Origin of the sequence: Hymenobacter negativus, from assembly GCF_016056375.1 — a bacterium.
In the GTDB taxonomy this organism is placed as follows: domain Bacteria; phylum Bacteroidota; class Bacteroidia; order Cytophagales; family Hymenobacteraceae; genus Hymenobacter; species Hymenobacter negativus_A.
Genome location: NZ_JAEDAE010000003.1, coordinates 384,596 through 401,018, shown reverse-complemented (window position 1 = coordinate 401,018; position 16,423 = coordinate 384,596). Strand labels below are relative to the sequence as shown.

General features: G+C 58.1%; 8 protein-coding genes. 5 read left to right on the top strand and 3 right to left on the bottom strand.

What is annotated here, in order from left to right:
* Positions 1-24: 24 nt before the first annotated feature.
* From I7X13_RS09675 to I7X13_RS09655, 5 genes are all read left to right on the top strand, one after another.
* Positions 25-3,333 carry a SusC/RagA family TonB-linked outer membrane protein gene (locus I7X13_RS09675; RefSeq protein ID WP_317191557.1) on the top strand — a complete coding sequence of 1,103 codons (3,309 nt, stop codon included), beginning with the start codon at positions 25-27 and terminating at the stop codon, positions 3,331-3,333.
* Between the two features lie 26 nt (positions 3,334-3,359).
* Positions 3,360-5,015 carry a SusD/RagB family nutrient-binding outer membrane lipoprotein gene (locus tag I7X13_RS09670; protein WP_198067835.1) on the top strand — a complete coding sequence of 552 codons (1,656 nt, stop codon included), beginning with the start codon at positions 3,360-3,362 and terminating at the stop codon, positions 5,013-5,015.
* A gap of 47 nt (positions 5,016-5,062) precedes the next feature.
* Positions 5,063-5,677 carry a hypothetical protein gene (locus tag I7X13_RS09665; RefSeq protein ID WP_198067834.1) on the top strand — a complete coding sequence of 205 codons (615 nt, stop codon included), beginning with the start codon at positions 5,063-5,065 and terminating at the stop codon, positions 5,675-5,677.
* Between the two features lie 439 nt (positions 5,678-6,116).
* Entirely contained in the window at positions 6,117-9,269 is a 3,153-nt protein-coding gene (locus I7X13_RS09660; RefSeq protein ID WP_233454731.1) for a SusC/RagA family TonB-linked outer membrane protein, read from the top strand.
* 20 nt (positions 9,270-9,289) lie between these two features.
* On the top strand, positions 9,290-10,972 hold the full coding sequence (locus I7X13_RS09655) for a RagB/SusD family nutrient uptake outer membrane protein (protein ID WP_198075319.1): 1,683 nt from the start codon (positions 9,290-9,292) through the stop codon (positions 10,970-10,972).
* A gap of 76 nt (positions 10,973-11,048) precedes the next feature.
* Here the strand turns inward: I7X13_RS09655 and hslU are convergent, their stop codons facing one another.
* The 3 genes from hslU to lon all read right to left on the bottom strand — a co-directional run bounded on the left by hslU (position 11,049) and on the right by lon (position 16,361).
* A complete protein-coding gene (gene hslU / locus I7X13_RS09650) occupies positions 11,049-12,455 on the bottom strand; it encodes an ATP-dependent protease ATPase subunit HslU (RefSeq protein WP_198075318.1) in 1,407 nt (468 codons plus the stop codon).
* A gap of 123 nt (positions 12,456-12,578) precedes the next feature.
* A complete protein-coding gene (gene porQ / locus I7X13_RS09645; protein ID WP_198067831.1) occupies positions 12,579-13,646 on the bottom strand; it encodes a type IX secretion system protein PorQ in 1,068 nt (355 codons plus the stop codon).
* A gap of 207 nt (positions 13,647-13,853) precedes the next feature.
* The gene (gene lon, locus I7X13_RS09640) at positions 13,854-16,361 is read right to left on the bottom strand and encodes an endopeptidase La (RefSeq protein ID WP_198075317.1); all 2,508 of its coding nucleotides are present in this window, start codon (positions 16,359-16,361) and stop codon (positions 13,854-13,856) included.
* Positions 16,362-16,423: the final 62 nt, after the last annotated feature.

Genomic DNA, 16,423 nt, shown 5'->3' with positions numbered 1-16,423 from the left:
CTACTGTGGGGACATTTTCGGTAAATGCCGTACTTTCATCTTTTAAACTGCCACACCCATACTGTTTTCCTCTTTTTTTCACACACCCACTTTTACAACTCAATGAAGAGAATCTTACTATTAAGCCTGCTCTTGCTACTGACCCTTGCCGGGCGGAGCTGGGCTCAAACGCGGCAGATATCAGGCCGTGTGCTTGACAAAAGCAATAACGAAGGCTTGCCCGGGGTTAGCGTTATCGTGAAAGGCACTACCACGGGCACTGCCACCGACGCGGATGGTCGCTTTGAAATGAATGTGCCGGCTTCGGCTGCTACCCTGCAGTTTAAGTACCTGGGCTACATTACTACTGACCAGGCTATTGGCGCAAGCGGCCCCGTGAATGTCTCCATGGCAGTAGACAATAAGCAACTGGATGAAGTAACCGTAACCGCTCTTGGCATTTCGCGTGAAAAGCGGGCGCTCGGCTTTGCTGTTTCGGAAGTGAAGGCTGAGCAGATTGTGCAAAAATCTGAGCCCGACCTGCTGCGCACCCTCACGGGCAAGGTTCCCGGGGTGAATATTTTGAGCTCGAGTGGCGTACCGGGTGCTTCTTCCCGCATCACTATTCGGGGCAACACGTCGTTTTTTGGGGACAACCAGCCCCTCTTTGTAGTAGATGGTGTGCCTTATGACAACACCCAGACGGAATCGGATAGCCCACTGGTAAACGGGGCTTCGTACTCGAGCCGGACTTCTGACGTGGACCCAAACAACATTGCTACCATCAACGTGCTGAAGGGTGCGGCGGCGGCGGCGCTATACGGTTCGCGTGCCGCAGGCGGCGTTATCGTAATCACGACCAAAACCGGCGGTGGCGGACGTGGTGCCAAAGGCATTCAGATTGGCTACACCACCGGCTACGCCATAGAAAAGGTGGCGGCGTTGCCGAACTATCAGAATAAGTATGGCGCTGGCTCCAACTTCGTGAACTCCGATGCCAACGGCTCCTGGGGTCCTGAGTTTGGAAATACCATTCAGGGCGCGCCGGCTACAATTGCCCACCCGCAGGCCGGTAACCCGGACTTTCCGAACATTCCGGCGGGCACGCGCATTCCGTACCAAGCCTACCCCAACAACGTCAAAGACTTTTTCAACACCGGTCACCTGTTCGAAAACTCTGTATCGCTGAGCTCTACTTCGGATAATTCGACCTTTACGACTATTGTTTCGCGGGCCGACCAGCAGGGTACCATTCCCAATTCGTCGTTTGTGCGCAACAACATCAGCGCAGGCGGCTCGGGCCGGTTCAATAAACTGACTGTAAGCGGCAACGTTGCTTACACCAACACCAACCAGCAGGGTCCTATTGTGGGCGCCAACAACTCGGCTTCCGGCAGCGCTTCGGCTTTTTCCCGCACCCTGTTTCTGACCCGCAGCCTCAACCTGCAGGGCCTCCCCTACCAGGACCCCGTGACCAAAGGCCCCGTATTTGCCTGGCTGACCACCCAAGCCGATAACCCGCTGTGGTCGGTGGAGAATGCCATTTACAAATCGCGCGTAGACCGCGTGGTGGGCAGCTTAGGCTTGTCCTATGCTATCAAGGACTGGTTGACGCTGACTTACACCGGCGGTGTTAACACGTACACCGATATTCGGTCCAGCACCATTCGGCCCGGCTCCTTGGCCAACCGTGGCGTCAGCCAGATTATTGAAGACAACCTTCAGAACACCGAATTCGAGCAAACCGCTCTGTTGAACTTCAACAAGAACATCACCGAAGACATCAGCCTAACCGCCAGCGTTGGCCAAAACATCAACGCTCGCAAATACGAAGGCAAGTCTTACCTCGGCACCGGCATTATCACGTTTGGCATCGACAACATCGAGAACACCACGGAGAAAAGCACCTATGGGTATGCCTACGCCGAGCGGCACTTGATGGGCCTACTGGGCAACGCCACGGTTGGCTACAAAAACTTTGCCTTCGTGACCGTAACGGGCCGCAACGACTTCTCGTCGACGCTTAACCGTGACGGTATTGTCGGCAACACGGGCCGCTCGTTCTTCTATCCGAGTGCCGCCGGTTCGCTGGTTCTGAACGAAGCGTTTAACATGGACTACCGCTGGCTGGACCTGTTCAAAGTGCGCGCTGCCTATGGCAAGGTGGGCCGCGATGCGCCGGCCTACGCCTCGGGCCCCACGGGTTACGTCACCAACCCCAGCAGTTCGCTGCCCTTCAAGGGCGTGCCGGGCATTGGCATCAGCGGGGTGGTAAACAACGCCAAACTGACCCCGGAATTCACGTCTGAACTGGAGTTGGGTACCGAACTCGCGCTGTTCCGCAACCGCATCTCGTTCAACGGTACTTACTACGACAAACGCTCGACCAACCTGATTGGCGTAATATCCTACCCTTCGGCCACCGGCTACGGTGCGGCCCAGACGAACTTCGGCGAAATCACCAACAAGGGCTTCGAAGTGGCCTTTACGGCGGTGCCGGTTGAAGCCGCTGGTTTCCGCTGGAGCAGCACGTTCAACTTCAGCCGCAACCGCAACATTATTGCCAGCACAAACGCCAACGGCGACACGCTTATCCTGGGCAATACATTTGCCGGTCAGGTACGCTCGGTGCACATCCCTGGCCAGCCCTACGGCGTGCTGCTGGGCACCGCCCCCCTGCGCGATGCCAACGGGGAGTTGTACATCAATCCCCTGGACGGCCGCTTGGTACTGTCGCCGAAACTCAAGGTTATCGGCAACCCCAACCCCGACTTCCTGATGGGCTTCATCAACCAGTTTACCTACAAGGGCATTACGATGAACGTAGTGGTGGACTACCGCAAGGGCGGCTCGCTGTATTCGACCACGCTGCAAGAGGAACTGGGCCGCGGGGTAACGAAAGACACCGAAGACCGCAACCGGCTGGTGGTGCTCAACGGGGTTCGTTGGGACCCGGTTACCAAGAAAGCCGCTGTTGACGCAAACGGCACGGTTATTCGCAACACCACGGCCATCACGGTCAACGACCTGTACTTCTCCAGCGGCGGTGTAGGCGGCGGCGCGGCTTCGAACGGCTACAACGAGCAGTCCGTGTACGACGCCACCACGGTGCGCCTGCGGGAAGTTTCGCTGGGCTACGACCTGCCCAAAGGCTTCCTCGGCAAGACGCCCTTCAGCCTCTTCAACATTTCTGTTTCGGCCCGCAACATTTGGTGGTACTCGCCTAACCTGCCCAAGAACAGCAATTTTGACCCCGAAACCAGCACGTATGGTGCCAGCAACCAGCAGGGCTATGAGTTCACCAACGCACCAACCACCAAGCGCTTCGGCGTGAACGTGCGGGCGAACTTCTAAAACATTTGAATTCGGCTTTTTGTCCTATGAAATTTTTGAAATTTTGCCTGGTACTGGCTTCGGCTGGTACGTTGGCCGTAGCCCCTGGCTGCAAAGACTTTTATAATGTCAACGTAAACCCTCTGACGCCAACGTCAGTGGGCCTGTACTCCCTGTTGCCTGTGACGCAGGTAAACATGGCGGAAGCCTTGGGTGACAACATCGGCGGCCTGAGCCAGTACACCATGGCCCTGATGCAGCAGCTCTACAATACCCGCAGCATCGGCAACTTCCAGCAAACCGGTGATTCTTTCAGCGGCGAATGGGCAACGCTCTACCGTGGCGTACTTATCAACAATGAGCGCATCATCACGCAGGGTACTACCGAGCAGCGCTGGAACTATGTGGGCATTGCCCAGCTCCAGAAAGCCTACGTTTTCAGCCAGATGGTTGACGTGTGGGGCGACATTCCTTATTCTGAAGCCTTGAAGGGCGAAGTAAACCCGGCCCCGCGCTTCGATAAGGACGAGGATATTTACAACGGCACCGCCAGTATTCAGGGCCTGTTTTCGCTGATTGACGAAGGACTGGCCAACCTGGCCAAGACCGGTTCGGTACCAACCAAACCTACTTTGGGCGACGTTGACCTGATTTATAAAGGCGACCTGGACAAGTGGGCGCGCTTTGGCCGCACCCTCAAGCTGAAGCTGTACAACCAGCTGCGTAAAACCACCTCCGCAGCTACCGTACGGAATCAGGTTGAGCCCCTGCTGAATGGAACCGCCGGTCCGCTCATGGCCGAGGAAGTTGGTGACTTTCAGCTTGGCTACCTCAATACGGCCAACCCCGATAACCGCAACCCGGGCTACGTGACCGACTACAATGCCAACCCAGAAAACCGCATCGGTCGGTATTTCTACGAAGGTATGCTGACGCTGAATGACCCGCGCAAACCGTATTATTTTTACAACCAGCTGGCCGTTGGTGCCTCGACGACTAACCAGGACTACATCAGCCCCCTGGACCCGCGTTTCGTAACGGTGCGCCCCGGTACGTCGAGCCAGTACGCCAGCGTAGCCAGCACGGCCAGTGTTCAGACCGTACAGGGCCTGTACCCCGTAGGTGGTCGCTACGACGATGGCAAGGGTGGCAAAACCGGCACTACTTCGGGCAAGGCGGAAGCGCCCCAGCGCCTGCTCACGTACTACAGCCTCAAATACACCGAAGCCGAGCTGCGCCTGACCGTATATAACGATGTGGCCGCTGCGCGTCTCGCGTTCAGCGATGCCCTGCAGGCCTCATTCAACAAAGTGAACGTCATTGCTACGGCTGATGGCAGCCCTGTTATTCCGGCCGCCAGCATCACGACCTACAAAAACAGTGCTTTGGCGCGGTTTGATAACGCGGCCACGGCCGAAGACAAGCTCGAGGTTATCATGTACGAGAAGTACGTGGCAAGTTTTGGCTACGGCGTAGATGTTTACACCGACTTCCGCCGCACGGGCCATCCCACCATCCGAGTATCGCAGGAAGCAGTATCGCTGAGCGCGCCCAACAGTGGCCTGCTGGTTGACGACGGCGCTACCCGGGCCAATGGACCGTTCCCCTTGCGCCTGTACTACCCCACCAACGACCTGACGCTGAACCCCAACTCACCCCGCTCCCAGCGCGACGTGACCGCGCCCATTTTCTGGGACAAGTAGGAAGGTGTTCTCTCCTCTTTAACGTCTGACTTCATCTTTGTTGATTCATGAAAAACTATTTTGCCAGTTGCCTGCTGTTGCTCTCGGCAGTTGCTGGGCTGTCGTCTTGCCGCGAAAGCAGCAAGCTTCCCGAGCCTAAAAACGAAAGTGTTCCGCTGATTATCCCGGAAGTAAACGCCGACAAATCCTTCTTCCCTTACAGAAGAAGCCAGCTGTCCGAACAAATTCGGATGGATAGCCTTTCTTCACGGCCAGCCTATTACACCCGGCCCGAGTTTCAGTTTGTCGTGAACCCTTCGCAAGGGTACGCCGAGCTGCAAACCGTTGAGGTATATAAGAGCTTCCGGCGCGGCGGAGCATTCGGCCCGCGGGTGAAAGTTGGGGATATCACCAGCTTTCCAGCTACTGTTACCCTCACCAGCCAGGAAGCTCTTAAGGACCTGTATCCTAGTGCTGTGCCCGGCACTCTCGCGGTGCTAGCAAATCCTGCGGTTCCCACGCTTAACAACCGTATTATCCGGAACGACGCCATTGTATTCACGTTTGAATACGTGCTTAAAGACGGGCGACGCATCGTCCTCACCCCGGTCTCGGCCGACAACACCCTACTTGCCAGCTCGCTGATTAACGCTCCGTTGGCTGCAATTGCCATCTTCAAGTAAAAATCACGGGCCAGCCGCCACATGGTGGCTGGCCCGTGAATTGGCTGAGCACCGCCAACGGTCATTGCGGTTGTAAAAGGCATTAGATAGTGCCCTTCACAACTTTTAATGAAATTTTAATGAAAAAAGAGTGCCCGGAATCAGTCGATTCCGGGCACTCTTTTTTCATTAAAAGCTGCTGTGTAAATGCTTGAATAACGTTGCAATACAGTTTGTTAACCTATTTTCATCACACAACCTGTTACAGATAGCATACATATAAATAATTGTTAATCAGTAGTTTAACATATTTAACGACCTTTAGCAAAATGCTTACGAATGCAGCAATTTTTGGCAGTCATTGTTGGTCATATGCTAACGATATGATAACAATGGCTTATTTTTGATAATCTCAACAGTTCCCCAATTTTTACCCTTTTTCAATTTTAACCCTTAGCCCATGAAAAAAATCTTACTCATGAGTCTGATGCTCATGTTTACCCTTCTTCACGGAGCGATGGCGCAAACGCGCACCGTTTCGGGGAAGGTAACAGACCAAGTATCAGGTAACGGCCTGCCGGGTGTTACGGTGCTTCTGAAAGGCACCACCAACGGCGTTTCCACCAATGCCGACGGGGCATATAGCCTGACAGTACCAGAAAATGGTGGCACTCTGGTATTCAGCTCTGTGGGCATGGTGGGACAGGAGCGCGCCATTGGCAACAACTCCCAGATATCACTGGCGCTGGCAACGGATACCAAGCAGCTCAACGAAATTGTGGTGACCGGCTACGGTACCCAGGAGCGCCGCGACCTGACCGGCTCCATCGCGACGGTGCAGGGCGAAGCCATTGCGGATTTGGCCACGCCTAGCTTCGCCCAGCAATTGGCTGGCCGGGCCGCTGGCGTGAACGTGCAGACGCCAACTGGTCTGCTCGGGCAGCAACCCCGCATTCAGATTCGGGGCACTAATTCCATCTCTTCGGGCACTTACCCGCTGGTGGTAGTAGACGGGCAGCCTATTTTCACGGGCAATACCAGTGCATTCGCCAATGGTTCGAACGCACTGGCGGACATCAACCCCAACGACATTGAGTCGTACGAAGTACTGAAGGACGGTTCTGCAACCGCTATTTACGGCTCGCGGGCGGCCAACGGCGTTATCCTTATTACCACCAAGCGTGGGCGCAAAGGCAAAGCCAACGTTACGTACGACACCTACCTCGGCGTAGCCAAAACCCTGAAGCGCTATGAAGTGCTGGGCGCAGCTGACTTTATTGCTATCAGCAACGAAAAGGAGCGCAACGCAGGCGGCCCGGGCACCATCGCGGCTCCTTACAACGACAGCAACGGCAACCCGGTAAGCACCAACTGGCAGGATGAAATCTTCCGCACGGGCTTCCAGCAGAACCATGTGGTATCGGTGTCGGGGGCAACCGACAAAACCAACTACTACTTCTCGGGCGGCTTCACCGACCAGACCGGCGTTATTAAAGCCAACTCGCTGCAGCGTTTCAGCTTCCGCTCCAACCTTGATTCGGAAGTAAAAAGCTGGCTGAAGGTGGGCATGACGCTTGGCCTGAGCCGCACGCAAACCCTGGGCCTGAACACGGCGGTAAATACCTTGTCGGGCAACGTGGCCAACGCGCTGGTGCTGCTGCCCAACGTGCCTGCCCGCAACCCCGATGGCACGCCGTACTCCAATGCCGCCGGGGCCCTGGGCCAGGGCAGCAACAAAGCAGGCATTTCCTTCGCGTACCCCAACATCATTTTCCCGCTCGAGAACAACATTTACCGCTCCCTGAGCTACCGCATTCTGGGCAGCGGCTACCTCGAAGTAGAGCCGGTGAAGCACCTGCGCCTGCGCTCGCAACTGGGCACTGATACCCAGCTGCAGGACGACTTCCAGTACCTTGACCCCCGCCAGGGCGACGGCAAGGGCCCGAACGGCTCCGTATTCCAGTCGTTCAGCCCCAGCATTCGCTGGAACTTCATCAACACGGCCACCTACAACAACGTCATCGGCGAAAACCACAAAATCAACGTGGTAGTGGGTGCCGAATACCAGAAAACCACGACCTCCTACTATCAGGCGCAAGGCACCGGCCTTTCTGACCGCACCCTGGGCCAGAATGGCATCATCAGCTCCACAATTTCAACCCCCACGGTTTACGGTGACTTCCTGGAAAACGGCCTGCAATCGTACTTCGGACGCTTGAACTACTCGTTCAAAGACCGTTACCTGGTTAGCTTCACGCTGCGTTCGGATGAACTTTCGTCGCTGCCGGTAGCCACCCGCCGCCATGCCTACCCCGGTGGGTCGCTGGGCTGGCGCATATCGGAAGAAGGCTTCTTCAAGAATTCGTCGCTGGTTAATGTCTGGAATGAATTCAAAATCCGTGGTTCGTATGCTTCGGTTGGCAACACCAACATTGGCTACTTCCCTTACGTGGGCTACTATCAGCCAGCCCAATACGCTTCGCAGCCGGGCATCAGCTATGGTCAGTTCGGCAACGACCAGCTGAAGTGGGAAACCTCGAAAAAGCAGGATTACGGTATTGACCTCGGCTTTTTCAAAGGCCGCCTCAATGTGTCGGCCGACTACTACCGCAACGACGTGGATGGCTTGATTCTGGCTGTGCGCACGCCTCTGTCGGTGGGCATCCCCAACAACTCGTCGTACAACGCCAACGTGGGCGCCATGTACAATCAGGGCTTCGAGTTGACGATTGGCACGCAAAACGTTCGCAACGAGAACTTCACCTGGACTTCCAGCTTCAACTTTTCGACGAACAAGAACCGCGTTACCGCGCTTAGCAACAACGAAGACCTGCTCTTCACCTACAACATCACCCGCGTAGGCGAGTCGGTGGGTTCGCTTTACGGCTACGACTACCGCGGGGTAAACCAGGCCAACGGCAGCCCTATTTACCGTCGTCTTGATGGCGTGCTGGTACAGGGCAGCACCGCGCCCTCCGGCACCACGGCCAGCCGCTACTACATCTACGACCCGGCCAACCCCGGCGCGGCCTTCGTCAACAGCGGCACGGGCGCTAACCTGAGCTCGCTGACGGCTGCCGATAAAATCGTATTGGGCCAGACCAACCCGAGCATCTTCGGTGGCCTTGGCAACAACTTCACCTACAAAGGCTTCGACCTGGATGTGTTTTTCCGCTATAGCCTCGGCAACAAGCTGATGAACATCACGCGCCAGCAAATGCTGCGTACGGACTTCCTCAACAACAGCACCGAAATCCTGACCCGCTGGCAGAACCCCGGCGACCAGACCGATGTGCCCCGCATCGCATCGGGCAACAGCGGCTTTGTGAACCAGGACGGCAGCGGCTCGTCGCGGTTTGTAGAAAGCGGCAATTTCCTGCGGATGCAGAACATTACCCTCGGCTACAACCTGCCCGCACGCATCCTCGGCCCCACTACGCTGAGCCGGGTACGGGTATTCGTACAGGCCCAGAACGTGTTCACCGTAACCAAATACAAGGGTGTTGACCCCGAAGTAAACAACTCCCCCACCTCGAACAACACGACGGGAGTTGACTACAACAGCAACCCGCAGCAGCGGGTGTTCACCGGCGGCGTCAACGTAGCCTTCTAATTTTAAATCTTGCTATTTTCATGAAGAACATATTCAGCATAATTGCCGGCAGCCGCCAACGGGTTCTGGCAGTAGCATTTACCGCTACGCTGGGCCTGGGAGCTTGCCAGGTGACGGACCTGCAACCGAAAGATGTACTTTCGGAGACAGCCGTTTACAACGACCCGGCGCGCATTGCGCTGGCCGTAGCCGGTGTTTACAACTCGGCTCAATCGGGTTTTTACGACCCTCTGAACGGCACGGCTCTGGGGGTTCGCGGCTATCCTTTTGGCGCTGCGTCCATTGACCTGGGCGATGCCCGGGGCGAAGACGTGACCGATATGCTCGGCTTCTTCGGCATCGTGTTTTCGAACACCGTGACGACGGCTAGCCCGAACATTGTCAACATGTGGTCGAACTGCTACGCCCTGGCAAACCAGGCCAACGCCACCATCGAAGGCGTTCGGAAAGCGGCTGCGGCCGGGATTATCACCGCTGCCGATGCCGCCGTTTATGAAGGCGAGCTGCGTTTTCTGCGGGCGCTGGCCCACCACGAACTGGTGCTGAACTATTCGCGCCCCTTTGCCGAGAATGGCGGCACCAGCCCTGGCGTGCCCTACCGCGACACGCCGGTGAACACCATTGCCGGACTGGAGCTTGCCAAAACGCAAGGCCGCGGCACTGTAGCCGATGTTTACACCAAAATCCTGGCCGACCTCGACTACGCCGAAGCCAACCTGCCGGTAACCCGTACCCTGGCCATTACGCCCGCTCCACCGGCTCCGTCGGTAACGCGGGCTACCAAAGGTGCGGCCATTGCGATGAAGCAAATCATCCGGCTGCATCAGGCCAACTGGACCGAACTGATTAAAGAAGGTAACAAGCTCATCACGGGCACAACTACTTTCACCAGCCCGGCTCCCTTCGGAGGCTCAACGGCACAGTACCAGCTGATGCCCACGCAGCGCGCGGCTTTCCCCGGCGGACCAGTTGCCACGGCTGAGAGTGTCTTTTCAATTGAAAACAGCACTGCTGACAACACGGGTGTAAACGGCGGCCTGTCGAGCGTATTTGCCACCACCACCATCAACGGTCGCTCTTTGCTCGGGGTCAGCCCCATTCTCTACAATGCGCCCTTCTTCACCTGCGCCGACCTGCGCCGCACCGCGATGATGGTGGCCAACCCAGCCGCTCCGTCGTGCTACGTTATCAGAAAGTACACCGACCCGGCTAACAACTCTGATTTTGCCCCCATCATTCGGTACGCCGAGGTGATACTGAACCAGGCCGAAGCCCTGGCCCGTACCGGCAACAGCCCCCTGGCTCTCAGCATGCTAAATGCCGTGCGCAACCGCTCGGTAACCACCCCTGCTGACCAGTTTGCCGCCGGCTCGCTTACTGGCAATGCCTTGGTTCAGGCCATTCTGAACGAGCGCCGCATTGAGTTTGTGGGCGAAGGCAAACGTTGGGGCGACATTTCACGCCTTTCGTCGGAGCCTGCTTTTGCTCCCATTCCAGGGGGTGGCATCCCGGCCAAGTTCTATGGCAACCTGGGCAGCAGCCAAGTTTCGCTGGCACGCTATGCCTGCGGCAACACCGGTTTGCTCACCGGCCAGCTGGTTTCGGCTACGCCGGCCACGGCTACGCAGTTTCTGTGGCCTATCCCGGCCCTGGAAGTTGGCAGCAACCCCACGCTGGCTGCTCAGCAGAATCCTGGTTACTAACCGCTGCGCGTGCTTGCTACACACAAAAAATCCCGGCCAATTGGCCGGGATTTTTTATTTATCTACGCGAGTGAGGCTAAAGAATGTACTGGCTCAGGTCGCGGTTTTTCACCATGTTGCTCAGCCGCTCATCCACCAAACCGGCGGTGATGAGGATGCGGGCGTTGGCCCCAATCTTATCGGGCACGTCGTAGAGGATGTCGTTGAGCAAACGGCTCATGACGGTGTGCAGGCGGCGCGCCCCAATATTCTCCACCTCGGCGTTCACCTCGAAGGCAATTTCGGCCACCCGCTCTAGGGCAGCATCTTCAAAGGTCAGCTCCACTTCTTCGGCTTTCAGCAGGGCCTCGTACTGCTTGGTGAGCGCATTTTTGGGGTCTTTGAGAATGCGGACGAAGTCTTGCTTGGTGAGGCTTTGCAGCTCGACGCGGATGGGGAAACGGCCCTGTAGCTCGGGAATGAGGTCCGAGGGCTTGGAGACGTGAAAGGCGCCGGCAGCGATAAACAGGATGTGGTCGGTGTTGACGATGCCGTACTTGGTATTCACGGCCGAGCCTTCCACAATAGGCAGCAGGTCGCGCTGCACGCCCTGGCGGCTCACGTCAGGGCCACCGCCACCGCTTTTGCCGCCGCTGCTGGCCACCTTGTCAATCTCATCGATAAAGATGATACCGGCATTTTCGCACTGGCGCACGGCTTCGTCCTTCACTTCGTCCAGGTCGATGAGCTTGGCAGCTTCCTCGTCGAGGAGGAGCTTACGGGCTTCGGCCACGGTGACTTTGCGCTTGCGGGTCTTTTTGGGCATCATGTTGCCCAGCATGTCCTGCAGGCCCGAGAGCGTGCCTTCGTCCATGCCGGGAGGTGCCCCCATCACGCCTATGCTGGGGCCAGCCTGCGCCACCTGGATTTCGATTTTGCGGTCTTCAAGCTCGCCGTTTTTGACTTTCTGCCGGAACCGCTCGCGGGTGCGCTCGTTGAGCTCGGCATCGGAATGGGGCGCTTCGTCTCCTCCCCCGCTGCCGAAACCGAGGCCGGTTTTGGTACCCGCAGGCTGCGAGATGGCCGGAATCAGCGCATCGAGAATAAGCTCTTCCACGGCATCAGCGGCCTGAGATTTCACGGCTTCCTGGCGGCGGGCCTTCACGCGGTTGAAGGACTGCTCGGCCAGGTCGCGCACCATGCTTTCCACGTCGCGGCCCACGTAGCCCACTTCGGTGAACTTGCTCGCTTCCACTTTCACAAAAGGGGCGTCGGCAAGGTGGGCCAGGCGGCGGGCAATTTCGGTTTTGCCCACGCCGGTGGCCCCAATCATGAGGATGTTATTGGGTACTATTTCGGCCTGCATCTCGGCCGGGGCGTGGAGGCGGCGCCAGCGGTTGCGCAGGGCAATGGCCACGTGACGCTTGGCCTCGTGCTGGCCGATGATGTATTTGTCGAGTTCGGCCACGATTTGGGCCGGGGTGAGGAAATCTTGGTTGAGCATTCGTTCTGATGGATTTTCGCGCAGTGTTTCGCGGTGTTAAAACGCAGTGTTCCGCAGTGTTGTTCAGGCAAGAACCACTGCGGAACACTGCGTTTTAACACCGCGAAACACTACGCGAAATAATTATTGCGCTTCTTTCTTCTTAAACAACGAATTCAAATTGCGCGAAATGGTAAAATACTCGCTGGAGCCAGCCGCCTGCAAGGTGGCGTGGGTGTAGTCAATCTGGAAGGTGCTAATCTTCAGCATTACGCCAAACGACAAGCCGGCGCTGCCGCTGGTGTTTTCTAGGCGCAGTTCGCGGCGCTGCAGGTGGTTGTAGGCGGCGCGGAGCTGAAACCCCTTGCCGAGGATGAGGGCGGCGCTGGCGGTGAAGTGCCGGGCCAGGTTATCGCCAAAGCTTTTGGTCGCCTTTTTCTCGTTGCCGCTGGCATCGAGTTGGCCGCGGGCATTGGGGTCGAGGTACTGAATGTCCCACTGCTGCAGGTGGTGGGCCGTGAGCGAGAAGCGCAGCGGCATGTGCTCGGGCTTCACGGTGGCCCCGATTTGCACATCGAGCGGCAATGGGCCGCGCTCAGTGCCGGGATAGGGTGAGAACTGGTATCCGGCATTTTTCACGGCCAGGCCCGCCGTAAAGTCTGCTGTGGGGTGCTTATACACCACGCCCGCATCGGCCACGCCGGCCAGCGAGCGGCTGCCCGCAATGCTGGACACGGCCAGTTTGGTAGTGGCTCCAAACGTGAATTTGCCCTTGGTATAGGAATCCGTCACGCCCACGGTGTACTCGTTCACGCTAAACGTTCCCAAGCTATTGCCGGCCGGGTCGTAGCTCTCGAAGCTGCCATAGTTGAGGTAGGTGACGCCCACGCCGAAGCGCCCGGCCTTCTCGGTATTGAAGACGTAGGCGGCGGTGCTCTGCTTGATATCGGCCAGGTAGGCCACGTAGCTCAGGGCTAAGCGGCCGTCCATGTCGGCATTGAGCAGGGCGGGGTTGCCGTAGAGCATGGTGGGGTCGTCGGTGCGGGCCGAGACGCTCATACCACCCAAAGCTGCCAGGTGGGCGCTGGGCGGCAGGTCCAGAAACGGAAACACGGTACGGCCACCCAACTGCTGCGCGGCTGCCGGCCGCAGCCCCAATCCGCCCATCAGAAGTAAAAACCCGGTAACCCGGCGCGTGGAAAGCTGCTTCATATAGCTAAGGTACGGCGGAAGAAAGGCCTCTTTTGGGCGATAACGCAACGCCCAGCCCGGAAATTACTTTCGGGCCGCTTTTCGTACATCAAAACGTCGTGCGGAGCGCCGCCGAAGCGCTTCTACCACGAGAGTAACTAATTACTTGTGTAGTAGAAGCGCTTCGGCGGCGCTCCGCACGACGTTCTCTGAGTAGATATTTTAGAGCTACTGCACCTCCACGCTGGGGCCGGGGGCAGGCACGGGCTCGTCGCGCACGGGCAGCTTCTGCGGGTGCGGCACCAGCTCATCGAGCAGGGCCACGCGCAGCACGTCGTCCACACGGTCGGCGTAGTGGATGGTGAGGCCCTTGAGGTAATCCTCCTGGATTTCTTCGATGTCCTTGCGGTTTTTCGGGCAGAGGATGATGTCCTTCATGCCGGCGCGGCGGGCCGCCAGCAGCTTTTCCTTGATGCCGCCCACGGGCAGCACTTTGCCGCGCAGGGTGATTTCGCCGGTCATGGCCAGGTGGGCGCGCACCCGGCGTTGGGTGAAGGCCGAGGCCATGCTGGTGAAAATGGCGATGCCCGCGCTGGGGCCGTCCTTAGGCACCGCGCCTTCGGGGAAGTGAATGTGCAAATCGTACTGCTCAAACAGGCGGTAGTCGATGCCGATTTCATCGGCCCGCGAGCGCAGGTAGCTGAGCGCCGTAATGGCCGATTCCTTCATTACATCGCCCAGCTGGCCGCTCAGCGTGAGCTTGCCGCGTCCCCGGCTCAGCAGACTTTCCACGAAGAGAATATCGCCGCCCACAGAGGTCCACGCCAGGCCGGTTACCACGCCGGCCGTTTCATTGTCCTGGTACTGGTCGCGGTCGAAGATGGCCGCACCGAGGATTTTGCGAATTTCGGCCGGCTCCATCGTGGCGGGCAGGGCCTCCTTGCCGGCCTTGCGGCGGGCCAAGTTGCGCGTCACGGCGGCCAGCTTGCGCTCCAAGCCGCGCACGCCGCTTTCGCGGGTGTAGTCGTCGGCCACGCGGTGCAGGGCGGCATCAGTAATTTTTACTTCGGCCTCACCCAGGCCGTGCTCCTTGAGCTGCTTGGGCCAGAGGTGTTTGCGGGCAATCTGTACCTTCTCTTCCTGGGTATAGCCGGTCAGGTCGATGATTTCCATACGGTCGCGCAGGGCGGGCTGGATGGTGTCGAGCGAGTTGGCTGTGGCAATGAACAGGACCTTGCTCAGGTCGTACTCCACCTCCAGGTAGTTGTCGGTGAAGGTGGCGTTCTGCTCGGGGTCCAGCACTTCGAGCAGGGCCGAGCTGGGGTCGCCGCGGAAGTCACTGCTCACCTTGTCAATCTCGTCGAGAATGATGACCGGGTTTGAGGCTCCGGCCTTCTTAATCTGGGCAATAATGCGGCCGGGCATAGCCCCCACGTAGGTTTTGCGGTGCCCGCGGATTTCGGCCTCGTCGCGCACGCCGCCGAGGCTCATGCGCACGTATTTGCGGCCCAGCGCCGTGGCAATGCTGCGGCCCAGGCTGGTTTTGCCCACGCCGGGAGGGCCGTAGAGGCACAGAATCGGCGCTTTCAAATCCTGCTTCAGCTTGAGCACGGCCAGGTATTCGAGGATGCGCTCCTTCACCTTTTCGAGGCCGAAGTGGTCGGCATCGAGGATTTTCTTGGTTTGCTTGAGGTTGAACTTGTCCTTGGTGTACTCGCCCCAAGGCAGGTCGAGCAGGAACTCCACGTAGTTCATGTTCACCGAATAATCGGGGGCCATGGGGTTGGTACGGGTCAGCTTCTCCATCTCCTTGCGAAAGTGAAGTGCTACAGCCTCAGGCCATTTTTTGGTTTCGGCGCGGGCCTTTAGGCGGTGCACGTCTTCTTCGGAGCCGTCCTGGCCCAGCTCATCCTGCAGGGTTTTGAGCTGCTGGCGCAGGAAGTACTCGCGCTGCTGAGCATCGATGCCGGTGTGCGTTTTGGAGCGGATGTCCTGCTTGATTTCGAGTAGCTCGGCCTGACTGAGCAGGGCTTCGAGCAGAAGGCGGGCCTGCTCTTCGGGGTCGGCCAGTTCCAACAGGCGCTGCTTGGCGGGCAGGTCGAGCTGCACGTTGCTCGACAGGAAGTGCGTGAGGAAAGCCGGCGACTGAATGCCGTCGAGCATGGCCCGGGCTTCCATCGGAATCTCGGGCGTGAGCTCCAGCACTTTGGTTGCAGCCTCGCGCATGGCCTGGAGCAGGCCAAATTCGCCGGGAATTTCGGGGTTCAGCGCCACTTCGGGGAAGTAGCTGACGCGGGCCACCAGCGGCGTGAAGCTCAACTGTTCTTCTACCGTGAAGCGCACCTGCCCTTGCAGGATGATGGTAATCTGGCCGTCGGGCTGTTCCAGCAGCTTCAGAATGCGGGCCAGCGTGCCCACAGAATGCAACTCCTCGGTGGTGGGCTCGTCGGCATCGGGGTTGAGCTGGGCTACCACGCCGAGGAGTTTATCGTCGGCGTAGGCTTTGCGCACCAGCTTCACGCTTTTTTTGCGCGTCACGGTCACGGGCAGCACCACGCCGGGAAACAGCACGGTGTTGCGGACGGGCAGGATGGGCAAGGTGGGCGGAGCGTCATCGCCTTGCAGCAGGTGTTCGGGGTCGGCGGCCATAATGGCAATGGCTTCGGGTTGGGAATTAGCGTCGCTAAGCGTGCGAACCTGAGCCGCAGCGGATGTATAAAAAGAGGCCAGATGCATGAAAGGGAATAAAGCAGAAGCAACGGCCGCAGGTGCCAGAATGGCAGTTTGGGGCCTTTTGA

Bases quoted from the DNA above. Each gene is read 5' to 3' on its own strand.
- I7X13_RS09675 (WP_317191557.1), top strand. From the start codon at position 25: ATGCCGTACTTTCATCTTTTAAACTGCCACACCCATACTGTTTTCCTC.
- I7X13_RS09670 (WP_198067835.1), top strand. From the start codon at position 3,360: ATGAAATTTTTGAAATTTTGCCTGGTACTGGCTTCGGCTGGTACGTTG.
- I7X13_RS09665 (WP_198067834.1), top strand. From the start codon at position 5,063: ATGAAAAACTATTTTGCCAGTTGCCTGCTGTTGCTCTCGGCAGTTGCT.
- I7X13_RS09660 (WP_233454731.1), top strand. From the start codon at position 6,117: ATGAAAAAAATCTTACTCATGAGTCTGATGCTCATGTTTACCCTTCTT.
- I7X13_RS09655 (WP_198075319.1), top strand. From the start codon at position 9,290: ATGAAGAACATATTCAGCATAATTGCCGGCAGCCGCCAACGGGTTCTG.
- hslU (WP_198075318.1), bottom strand. From the start codon at position 12,455: ATGCTCAACCAAGATTTCCTCACCCCGGCCCAAATCGTGGCCGAACTC.
- porQ (WP_198067831.1), bottom strand. From the start codon at position 13,646: ATGAAGCAGCTTTCCACGCGCCGGGTTACCGGGTTTTTACTTCTGATG.
- lon (WP_198075317.1), bottom strand. From the start codon at position 16,361: ATGCATCTGGCCTCTTTTTATACATCCGCTGCGGCTCAGGTTCGCACG.